Source organism: Streptomyces sp. HUAS TT11 (assembly GCF_051553595.1).
In the GTDB taxonomy this organism is placed as follows: Bacteria; Actinomycetota; Actinomycetes; order Streptomycetales; family Streptomycetaceae; genus Streptomyces.
Genome location: NZ_CP196184.1, coordinates 7,890,729 through 7,901,564 on the forward strand (window position 1 = coordinate 7,890,729; position 10,836 = coordinate 7,901,564).

9 protein-coding genes are annotated in these 10,836 nt (G+C 69.7%); 7 read left to right on the forward strand and 2 right to left on the reverse strand.

Going from position 1 to position 10,836, the window contains the following annotated elements:
- The first annotated feature begins 99 nt into the window (after positions 1-99).
- Positions 100-675 (forward strand): helix-turn-helix domain-containing protein, encoded by a 576-nt coding sequence (locus ACSHXN_RS35445; protein WP_438305048.1) that lies wholly within the window; start codon positions 100-102, stop codon positions 673-675.
- Between the two features lie 40 nt (positions 676-715).
- Here ACSHXN_RS35445 and ACSHXN_RS35450 read toward each other — a convergent pair whose 3' ends face one another.
- On the reverse strand, positions 716-1,774 hold the full coding sequence (locus ACSHXN_RS35450) for an NAD(P)/FAD-dependent oxidoreductase (protein WP_438305050.1): 1,059 nt from the start codon (positions 1,772-1,774) through the stop codon (positions 716-718).
- 486 nt (positions 1,775-2,260) lie between these two features.
- Here ACSHXN_RS35450 and ACSHXN_RS35455 point away from each other — a divergent pair, with 486 nt between their 5' ends.
- On the forward strand, positions 2,261-3,466 hold the full coding sequence (locus tag ACSHXN_RS35455; protein ID WP_355130400.1) for a PucR family transcriptional regulator: 1,206 nt from the start codon (positions 2,261-2,263) through the stop codon (positions 3,464-3,466).
- A 153-nt stretch (positions 3,467-3,619) separates the two neighbouring features.
- Here the strand turns inward: ACSHXN_RS35455 and ACSHXN_RS35460 are convergent, their stop codons facing one another.
- Positions 3,620-4,171 carry an HdeD family acid-resistance protein gene (locus ACSHXN_RS35460; protein ID WP_355130398.1) on the reverse strand — a complete coding sequence of 184 codons (552 nt, stop codon included), beginning with the start codon at positions 4,169-4,171 and terminating at the stop codon, positions 3,620-3,622.
- Between the two features lie 267 nt (positions 4,172-4,438).
- Here ACSHXN_RS35460 and ACSHXN_RS35465 point away from each other — a divergent pair, with 267 nt between their 5' ends.
- The 5 genes from ACSHXN_RS35465 to ACSHXN_RS35485 all read left to right on the forward strand — a co-directional run bounded on the left by ACSHXN_RS35465 (position 4,439) and on the right by ACSHXN_RS35485 (position 10,298).
- Positions 4,439-4,939 carry a hypothetical protein gene (locus tag ACSHXN_RS35465; RefSeq protein ID WP_355130396.1) on the forward strand — a complete coding sequence of 167 codons (501 nt, stop codon included), beginning with the start codon at positions 4,439-4,441 and terminating at the stop codon, positions 4,937-4,939.
- Positions 4,940-5,161: 222 nt separating this feature from the next.
- Positions 5,162-6,358, forward strand: a complete 1,197-nt coding sequence (locus tag ACSHXN_RS35470; RefSeq protein WP_438305053.1) for a helix-turn-helix domain-containing protein — start codon at positions 5,162-5,164, stop codon at positions 6,356-6,358.
- A 262-nt stretch (positions 6,359-6,620) separates the two neighbouring features.
- The gene (locus tag ACSHXN_RS35475; RefSeq protein ID WP_355130392.1) at positions 6,621-7,463 is read left to right on the forward strand and encodes an alpha/beta hydrolase; all 843 of its coding nucleotides are present in this window, start codon (positions 6,621-6,623) and stop codon (positions 7,461-7,463) included.
- Positions 7,464-7,503: 40 nt separating this feature from the next.
- A complete protein-coding gene (locus tag ACSHXN_RS35480) occupies positions 7,504-9,237 on the forward strand; it encodes a thiamine pyrophosphate-dependent enzyme (RefSeq protein ID WP_438305055.1) in 1,734 nt (577 codons plus the stop codon).
- Positions 9,238-9,269: 32 nt separating this feature from the next.
- Positions 9,270-10,298 (forward strand): hypothetical protein, encoded by a 1,029-nt coding sequence (locus ACSHXN_RS35485; protein ID WP_438305059.1) that lies wholly within the window; start codon positions 9,270-9,272, stop codon positions 10,296-10,298.
- Positions 10,299-10,836 lie beyond the last annotated feature (538 nt).

Consider the following 10,836-nt stretch of genomic DNA (forward strand, 5'->3'; position numbering starts at 1 on the left):
GGGAGGCGGTTCGGGCCTCCGGGCGGGACCGCGCTCACGACGATGCACGCGTACCTGCCAAAGTTGCAAAGCTGGATGCCGTTTCGGCAACCTGGGTTCATGGATGAACAGAGGCGACACGATGTGCTGGCGGCCGTCGGTCCCCGGCTGCGGAAACTGCGGCGCAGCAAGTCACTGACGCTGGCCGACGTGGCGGCACAGACGGGGGTCAACGAGAGCACGCTCTCGCGACTGGAGAGCGGGGCGCGCAAACCGACCCTGGAACTCCTGCTCCCGCTCGCCGAGCTCTACGACGTTCCCCTGGACCAGCTCGTCGGCGCACCCCCCACCGGCGATCCGCGCATCCATCTGCGCCCGGTGAGCCGCGACGGCATGACCTATGTGCCGTTGAGCCGTCCCGGGGGCGTTCAGGCACACAAACTGCTGATCTCGCCGAGGCCGGAACGTGAGCCGGAGTTGCGCACCCATGGGGGTTTCGAGTGGCTGTATGTGCTGGCCGGACGGCTGCGCCTGATGCTGGGCGAGCAGACGCTGGTTCTCAAGGCAGGGGAAGCGGCCGAGTTCGACACCCACGTGCCGCACTGGCTCGGCCCGGACGACGACCAAGTCGTGGAACTGCTCGTGCTGTTCGGGCAACAGGGGGAGCGGGCTCACCTCAGGGCCCGCACCACCTGACCCCGCCCCGGCGGTGACACGATCCGGCGCCGGGGCGGGATCAGGCGCCCGAGCCGATGTCGAGACCGTGCACACGTGTGCCGAGAACCCGGCGGGAGACCTCTGCCTCCATCGCCCCGCTGAAGGACACGGTGTCGATCGTCCTCGTCGCGCCGGCCGCCTTCGCGTCGGCCGTCAGCAGGTCCATGTGTATCGCGGCCGCCGCCGTGACACCCGCCGCCGCGGCGTTCGGCACACCGGCGAACACATCCGCGACATTGCCCGCGGCCCACACCCCCTCGACGCCGGTGAACCCCGAGGGATCGACCTGTACCTGCTCGCCGGCACCCGAGGGATGCCCGACGATGCTCAGTCCCATTCCGTCGAGGAACCCGGCACGCGCCATGAAGCGGGGCGCGACGACCAGGTTGCGCACCGGGACAAGTCTCGCGGAGGCGAGCCGGACACCCTCCAACCGGTCGTCGCCGTCGATACGCAGAGCCGTCACCTCGCCGTCCACCACCACTACGCCGAGTCCGGCCAACTGCCGCCCTTGCTCAGCGCTCAGCTCGGTGCCGGTGTGACGAAAGAGGGTGACGTCCTTGGACATCTGGCGGAACAGCAGCGCCTGGTGAAAGCTGCCCAGTACGCCGATGGCCGTGTCGCGGACCTCCCAGCCGTGGCAGTAGACGCAGTGCAGCACATCGCGTCCCCACCGCTGGGCCAGGCCGGGTATGTCCGGTAGTTCATCGACCAGGCCGGTGGCCACCAGCACACGGCGTGCCCGCGCCCGTTGCCGGTCGTCCGTCACCACACTGAAGGCGCCGCCTTCCCGGTGGACCTCGGCTACCCGCGCGTCGACCACGCGGACGCCGTATCCCGCCACCTCCTCCCGCCCCAGGCGCACCAGCTCCAGGGGCGAGATGCCCTCACGGCCCAGGATGCCGTGCGCGCCGACACCGACAGCGGGGGCGTTGCGCGGCTCACCCGCGTCGATCACCACCACCGAGCGGCGTACTCGGCCGAGGCTCAGCGCCGCGGACCGTCCCGCAGCGCCACCACCGATGATCACGACATCCCACGGCTGCACGTCCGCCTGCACCGGACTTGTTTCGCTCATGCCCACAGCCTGGGAAAACCTCAGACAGATCGGCAAAGATTCATGCCGTTCCGGCAAGGAACTTTTTCCGGCGTGCTCCACTTAGAAGTTCTGACGTCGTTCTTGCCGACATCTGCTGTTCCGATGCTCCCAGGGGCAGGGGCAGGGGCAGGGGCAGGAGCCGGTGCCGGGACTGACCGCTGTCGGCGCAGCTTCGGGTGCGCTCCGGGTGGGCGGTCACGACGGAGCGCAGGGCGGTCTGCTCGGTGATGCCGAAAGGGCATTTGGCGAGGATGCCGGGCCGCCCGAAGGGTCCCGGCCGTGGTGCGCACGTCGTCTGCCGCCTCGGAGCGCCCTGGCCGAGTACCCCGGTCAAGACGCTGCCGGTGCGGGCTCTCATGGCCTGGTCGCCGGAGTTGCGCACCATGAAGTCGTCGTACGGCAGTGGCGTCGGGAGGCTGACGGAGCGTAGCCGGATGGGGTGCCTGGATGTGGCAGGATTGTGTTGTGAATGCGCTTCCCCCGTCCGGCGCGGGGACGGCAGGGGATGGCCTGCGGTCTGTCCTGGAGCGCTTCGACATCGGAGTCGTGGTGCGCCGGATGGCGGACGGCTTCGACCGGCTGGCGGCTTACACCAGCTTCGAGTGGCCCGTGGACCGGACGGCCGTGGTGCGCTGGAACGTCGACCTCGTCATGCGCTGGATGGTCAACGGGGTTCCACCGGACGACTATCTCCGGTCCGAACTGCACGAGTTCCTGCGGGCCCGTGCCGTCGCCCGTCAGCCGATCGAGGACAGCATCCTGGTCTACCGCCGTGGTGCGCGGATGTTCTGGGAAGCGCTCCTCGAGCTGGCGGGCGACGAGGATCGGGCGGTGCTCGTCGCGGAGTGGAACACGGTCTGGGGCTGCCTGGAGGACTACCTCGACCTGGTCGTGGACGTGTTCGTGCAGGCCTATGCCGACCAGCAGGATGCGCCCTCAACGGCCGGTGACCGGCGTGCCCGTGCGCTGTTCGACCGGTTGTGCGCGCGGCTGCCGGTCACGATCGAGGACCGTGACCGGGCCGCCCGGCTCGGGTTCGACCTGGTGGAGCCGTATCGCCCCTTCACCGCCCGGCTGGCCGGGGCCACGGTCGCCGGGCATGCCGATCTCGCCTCGCGGCTGCGCGCGTCGGGGGCGCTCGCGTTCACCGAGGGGTTCCGGGTGACCGGTCTGACACCGGACCGGTTCGTCTGGGCGGCGTTTGCCGACGACCCGCGGCTGATCCTGGCGCAGGATCCGCCCCTCGCACGCGATCAGCTCGGGTCGGCCGTCGACGGCCTGCGTGCGCTGATCGAGATCGCGGCCCGGTCCGGACGCCGGGGCCGGGTGCGCGCCGATGACTACCTGCCCGAACTGCTGCTGGCCGATTCACCGGAAGCCTCCGACCGGATAGTCCGGCGGGTCTTCGGCCCGCTGGAGCGGGCCGAAGCCGTAGACCTGGCGGACACCCTGCGGTGTCTCGCCGCCCACGGCTTCGACAACACGGCGACCGCGGCCCAACTCCCGGTGCACCGCAACACGTTGCTGTACCGGACAGCGCGGATCGAGAAGCTGACCGGTCTGTCGCTCAAGGATCAGCGGGACCGCACCCTCGTGCTGCTCGCGGTCACCTGGGAGACCATCACCGCGGACGTACGGTCGGCCTCGGGACGGCCGGAGGCCCACGGATAGGCCTCTCTGCGCACGTCGCCCGTTGGGGGAGAACGACTGATCACCGTGAGTCGGGCACCGATCGGTGCAGCGGTCCGAGGTACGGAAGCCGCCGAAACGCGATCACTCCACCACCCTGAGCACGCCCGAGACCGTGCGACACGGAGGACGGGGTCAGGTCGGTCGGGCGATATCCCGGATCCGGCGCGCAAGACCCAGCTGCATGGCGCCGAGCATGATCAGCCACAGCCCGGCCAGGAGGGCCAGCATCAGCAGCGACAGCCCCGGCCAGGCCAGCAATGTCAGGCCGGCGAGGACACCGAGCAGCCCGATGAAGACATTCCACCCTCGCCCGGGCAGGCCGGGATGGTCGACCGCCGCGAACACGGCCGTGAAACCGTCCACGATCCAGTAGACGCCGAGCAGAACCCCCAGCGCGAGCAGCGTGATCAGAACGTGCCGGATCGTGTACAGCCCGAGTAGCAGGCTCACCACGCCGAGGATCGCCGTGAGGGTGCGGGCGGTACTCGTCTCCTCCAGGCTTGCCGATCCCACCAGCCGAAACACCCCAGTGGCGATCAGTTGGGCGCCGAGGAGCACCGCGAGCACAACGAGGGTCGGACCGGGCCATGCCACGGCGATGACACCGGTGACGATCGAGACCAGCCCGTAGAGCAGATGCCAGGTCCAGGAGCCACCCATGCGGGCGGCAGGGCTCTTGTTCATGCCGCGAAACTATCGGCGCCCCCGGTGGGCGAATTCCCAAAATCCGGCCTCTTCTTCGTGCCCGTGCACAGGATGGACGGGCGTTGAATGGCGGGGGCAGAACGCGCATTCGGTGAGGAGCCTGTGCCCGATTTCGTCACGCACCGGAGGCCGACTGCGGTCGCGGCGCGGACCCCGTGGGAAGTGACCGCGGGGCATTGCGAGAGAGCGTTGCGGAAGCTGCCCCGACAGACGTGTTCCAGTTGGCGATGGGGAGAGTGCGAAGGTATGGCCGGTCTTGTTGACTGGGAGAGCTTCGGCGTGATGGCCGGGGGTGCCAGCGGTGCCCTCACCGGCCTGCTGTTCGTCGCGGTGTCCCTGAACGCCCAGCGGATCGCCGGACATCCGGTTCTGCGGGCGATCGCAGCGCAGACCCTTGTGCTGTTCATCGCACCGCTGGTCATGGCGACGGTTCTGCTGGTTCCTCGCCAGCCCGGCTGGGCCCTGGGCACCGAGTTCATCGCCGCCGGGCTGGCCGGGGGTCTGAGCCTGATGGTCATCGGGCGGCGCCGGCGCGGTCCGGCCACCGCTCCCGAACGGCCGGCCGGCCTGTTCGATCGCCGTGACACCGGCATCGCCGTCATGTTGCTGTTCGTGACGGGCGGAGCCGTCCTGGCGTCGGGCAGCACCGCAGGGCTCTACCTGCTGCCGCCCGCCTCGCTCGTGGCGTTCGTGAGTGGTGTGCTGAGCGCATGGAACTTTCTGCTGCCACCGCCGGACGTGCTGTAACGGCGCTGCGCCGAAGGACCTGTCTCCGGCAACGCGCCGGACAACCCACGGTGAACACGTACCGGTCGCCCCCCTGCGCTGGTTCCGGTCGGACGGACCGACGCATCGGCGGCTCCGGGCATCTTCGTGCGCCGGCCGCCACTGGCCGCCCGGGCGTCGGTTTCCACTGCCCCATGCCCCGGCGAGAGCCGGATCGCACCGAGCCTCTGGAAGGTAATAGAGATGCACGCCATGCCCCGGGCCGTCGGTGGGCCCGCGGCGGTCGGTCGGCTGCGCAGCGTTCTCCACGACCTCGACAGCGAGTTGCTGGCACGGCAGGTGGCCCGGGATCTCAGGGGCGCTCCGGTGGGTCGGATAGCCGCCCATGGCTGCCAGGCGGGCGTCATGGAGGACATCATCCGGCGCAGCCTGGAACTGGTCAGGAACTGGCTGCTGAGCGGGCAGGAGCCCGACGGGGGAGTGCTGTCCGACCTGTATGAGGCGGCGCGCGAGGCGGCGCGGCACGGTCTGGCCGCCGAGGACGTGATACGTGCCTGCTGTGCGGCGGCGCGGGCGGTACGGAGCACCGTGCTGGAAGCCGGCTCGCCCGAGGGCGGTGGTGTGCGGTTGCTGCCTCACCTGGATGTGCCGTGGGCGTTCCTCGACGTCGCCCTGACAACGGTCACGCGGGCGTTCGCCGACCAACGGGACCTTCCGTCCGCCGACGGCAACTCCCGGGCGGCGACGCTGTTCGCCCGGATCTGCGCACGGTCGGCGACGAGCATCGAGGACCTCGACCGGGCGGAGCGTCTGGGCTTCCGACTCGCCGGACCCCACTGTCCCTTCGTCGCGGCGATCGACGGCGGCTCGGCTGCTGCACACGCAGGCCTGGCGGCGCGCATCCGGTCCGCGGGTGCACTTGCCTGCGCCGAGGGTCACCGCGTTGCCGGTCTGACCGGGCCGGGCTTCGACTGGGCCGGTTTTCTCGCCGACAGCGCACTGATTCTCGCCGCCGAGTCGGCCATCAGCGATGCCGGGCTCGCGGACGCGGTCGGCGACCTGCACGATCTGGTCACTCTGGCGAGCCGGGACGGACGCCGGGGACGGATCCGCGTGGACGACTTCCTGACGGAGCTCATGCTCGCGAACTCCCCCCGGCTGGCCGAAGACATCGTGCGGCGGGTCCTTGGCCTGCTGGATGCCGAGGACCCCTCCGGGACGTTGTCACAGACGCTGCGGTCCCTGGCCGCGCACGGTTTCAACCGGACGGCGGCAGCGGTAGCGCTCCCGGCCCACCGCAACACCTTGCTCTACCGCATCAACCGGATCGAGAAGCTGTCCGGCCTCGACCTCGACCTGCACGCGCATCGTGAGCTGGCCCGGCTGGCCGTGGTCTGGAGGGACACAGTGGGCAGTGAGGTCCCGGCCCGGCACGAGTGAGAGCCGGCGGTGGGCGGATGCGCCGTCGCGGCCTGTCCTCGGGAAGCGGTCCGGTCGGGGGCCATCGAACGAACGCGTGCGCCGCGGCACCTGCGCAGTCGGCATCTTGAACTCAGCTGCGGTCGGACGTCGTTGCTGTGCACAACAGGGGGCGAAATCGTTGGGGCCGTGCACAGTGCGAGCGGCGGCATGCTGACTGCGGCAGGACAGAGTCGCCCGGGTGTCTGCCCGGGCCGCTGCCGTAGCGACAGAGGATGCTGACATGACTTCCGCACCGGACACGATCGTTCTGATCCATGGTTTGTGGATGACGCCGCTCGCCTGGGAGCACTGGGCGGCACGGTACGAGGAGCGGGGCTTCACCGTGCTGACCCCCGGATACCCCGGGATCGAGGCGGGGGAGGCCGGGGTGGCGGCGCTCCGCGAGGACGCCTCGGCGATCGCCGGTGTCGGAGTGCGCGAGGTGCTGGACCATCTCACCGAAGTGATCGAGAAACTCGAAACTCCGCCGATCATCATGGGGCACTCGTTCGGTGGGACGTTCGCCCAGCTGCTGGTGGGCGCCGGGCTCGGGGCCGCCGCGGTGTCGATCGACGGAGCCGCCGTCAAGGGTGTGAACGCGATGCCGTTGTCCGAGCTCCGCTCGGTCCTGCCGGTCCTGAAGGACCCGGCGAACATACACAGGGCCGTCCCCTTGACGGCCGAGCAGTTCCACTATGCCTTCACCAACACCCTGGATGAGAACGCGTCTCAGCAGGCATACGACCGCTACGCGGTGCCGACGCCGGCCCGCATCCTGTTCCAGGGCGGCTTCGCGGCTGTCACCCGGCACGCGGCTACGACCTTCGACTTCTCCGACAACGACCGGGCGCCGCTGTTGTTTGTCTCCGGCGGCAGCGACCACATCCTGCCCCCTGCCGTCCAGCGGCAGAACTACGAGAGGAACGCGAAGCACTCGACGGCGGTCACAGCCCACACCGTCTTCGAGGGCCGCGATCACTTCACCTGCGGCGAGCCCGGGTGGGAAGCCGTCGCCGACTTCGCCCTCGACTGGGCGCTGAGTCCGCGCGCCGGAGTCCTCGACGCCACGGCCGGCGAACGCTGACCGGATCCGACGGGACCAGGTGAGAAGGGAGACACCCACCATGTCGAAGACGGTGGCCGACGGCCTGTGGGAGATGCTGGTCAGCGCAGGCGTACGGCGCTGCTACGGAATCGTGGGCGATGCGCTCAATCCGGTGGTCGACGCCATGCGCCGCAACGGCCAGGTCGACTTCGTACACGTGCGAAACGAGGAATTCGGCGTCTTCGCCGCGGTCGCCGAGGCGAAACTGACGGGGCATCCGGTCGCCGTGTGCGGAACGGCCGGCCCCGGCGTGGCTCACCTGATCAACGGGATGCTGGACGCCCTCAAGGAGGAGGTGCCCCTCATCGTATTGGCCGGCGACACCGAAACCGGCCTGATGGACAGCGAGACCGTCGAAGAACTGAACCCGTACCGGTTCTTCGCGCACGCAGCGGTGTACGTGGGCCGGCTGGTCAATCCCGGCCAGCTCCGTACCGTTGTGACCTCGGCGGTGACGGCCGCGGTGACGCGGGGCGGTCCCGCGGTCGTCGCACTGCCCGGTGACACAGCGGCCGCGGACGCGCCGAAGGATCGCTACGAGATACGGCTGCCCCGGCCGGTGCGTGCGCCGGCCGGGGCGGAGGATCTCGCCGCGATGGCCGAGATGATCAACGAATCGGGCACGGTGGCGGTCTTCGGTGGCCAGGGCTGTGCCGGGGCGCACGCCGAGGTGACGGCGCTGGCCGGAAAACTGAGTGCGCCCGTCGGCTACTCACTCAAGGGCAAGCAGTTCCTCGAACACGACAACGCGAACGCGGTCGGGATGACCGGTCTCCTCGGCTACGGCGGCTGCCATCACGCGCTCCAGCACGCGGACGTGCTGCTGATGCTCGGCACCGACTTCCCGTTCGCCGGCTTCCTGCCGCACGGCAGGACCAGGATCATCCAGGTCGACCGGAACCCGGAACGTCTCGGCCGACGAGCACCGGTGGCCTTGGGCGTCACCGGCGACGTACAGGCCACCGTGGCCGCGTTGCTGCCGCTGGTCGAGCCGAAACCCGACGGCGGGTTCCTTACTCGCTGCGTGGAGGAGACCGAGGGGTTCCATCGCAGGGCACGGCACTACACGAGCAAGGGCCCTCGTATCAAACCGATCAGGCCCGAGTACCTCGCCGGTGTCCTCAGCGACCTCGCCGACGACGACGCACTGTTCTTCGCCGACACCGGCACCCCCGTCATCTGGGCCGCCCGGCACATCAAATACGGCCCGAAGCGACGGCTGTTCGGATCGTTCTCCTGGGCGTCGATGGCCACCGCCTCACCCGGCGCGTTCGGCGCCCAGCTCGCCTTCCCCGGCAGACAGACGATCGCGCTGTGCGGCGACGGAGGATTCACCATGCTCGCACTCGGCGATCTGCTCACGGAGGTACAGCGCCGACTGCCGGTCGTCCACATCGTGCTCAACAACAGCAGCCTGGACTTCGTCAGGATCGAGCAACAGGAAGCCGGCTTCGTCCCGTTCGGAACCGACTTCACCAACCCGGACTTCGCCGTCGTCGCCGAGGCCATGGGTGCCAAAGGCATTCGCATCGAAGACCCCGACGACGTCGCGGACGGCCTCGCGGCCGCGCTGGCACACACGGGTGGCCCGGTCGTCGTCGACGTCCTCGTCGACCCCTACGCACTCGCCGTCCCGGCCCATGTACCGGCCAGAACCGCAGTCGGATTCACGCTCAGCGCGGCGCGACAAGTCCTTGCCGGCCGTCTCGACGACGTCATCGACACCGCTACGCACAACGCCCGGCTCATCTGAACGGCCGCCCTGCCGAACAAGGAAGACGCACGATGTCAGACAGCCACAACTCCCCGCCGGAAACCGAGGGTGCCGCGCCCAACTGGCGCGAGATCCACCACGGCGGCTCACCGGAGGCCGAAGAGGCTCACTTCCGCGAGCTGGCGGACGCCATCGTCGGCGTCCAGCGGACCAACAAGCAGAAATCCGGCTCGCAGGTCTCCCGTCGCACGTTCCACGCCAAGATTGTCGTCGGAGTGGACAACGCCGAACTCGCCTTCCGGGACGATCTGCCCGCCGACCTGCGCGCCGGAGACTTCACCGCCGGGGCGCGGCTGGGGACCATCGTGCGGCTGTCGAACGCCGGCGGCATCGTCCGGTCCGACGGCAGCCCCGATCTCCGTGGCGCAGCACTCAAGATCGCCCTCCCCGGTGGCCGTGAGCACGACCTCCTCATGACCAGCTATCCGGTCTCCCACGCCCGTGACGCCGCCCAGTTCGTCGAGATCGCCAAGATCGGCTCCGGTCGCAAAGCCCTGGTCCTGCCGCGCATGCTGGCGAAGTTCGGCCCTTCGGAGACCGCACGCGTCCTCGGCAATCTCAAGAAGGCCAACCGCGCCTCGGTCAGCCTGGCGCAGGAGTCCTACTGGAGCCGCGGGGCCGTCCTGTGGGGCGATACCGGACCCGTCCGGTTCCGCCTCAGCCCGCTCGGGCCTTCCACACCTGCGGCTGCCCCGCCAGCGGGCGCGGCCAACCGGCTCCAGGCAGAGTTCGCCGCACGGCTGAGCACGTCGCCCGTCCGGTTCGCCCTGCACGTACAGAAGTTCGTCAGTGAGCGGCTGACTCCGATCGAGGACGGGGCCGTGGAATGGAAGGAACGCGACACGCCCTGGCTCGGCGTGGCTACCCTGACCATTCCGGTCCAAGACCTCCTCGATCCGCAGGGACAGGCCATCCGCGACCGCGTCGACAAACTCGCGTTCAACCCCTGGCATGCCCCCGCGGACTTCCGCCCGCTCGGCAATCTGAATCGTGCACGCCGTGTGGTCTATGCGGCCAGCGCCAGGGAGTGGCAGACCTGACGGAACGCCGAACAGGCGGGTCAGTGGGTTGGTCGCTCCGTCGGATGTCGACGTTGTCGGTCCCGCGATCGGCCCCGACCGACTACGACACCGCATGCGGGGTGGTGCCGGAGTCAGCGGGGCCGCCTTGCGGGTGCGTCATGCCGCCTGGCCGTTCCGGCGCCCCCGTGCGACGCCGGCGGGCCGGGCGGGCCTCTTCCATCAAGGACAGTGGGGACCGATCTGCGCGGTGGACGGCGCGCGTTCACGCCCGTCCGGGTAGGACCCCGGCCCTGCCCGGAGCACCCCAACGGAATGTCCTGGGGGCCGGTCGTGACGCAGCGCCCACCGGGCCCCAGGCCATGAACGGTCCGCGCGCGGCATCCACGGCTTCCGCGAACCCCGCCGGGATCGACCGGCGCGGCCGCCCACGTGCCGCACAATATGCCATCGATCAATTACTCTCCGCGTATGCGCTGCTTGCGGAGCGGAACGGGGACCCCGGGGCGGTCGGGGCATGTCGGCCTGCTCCTGGGGCTCGTTCTGCTGGTCCTCGCTC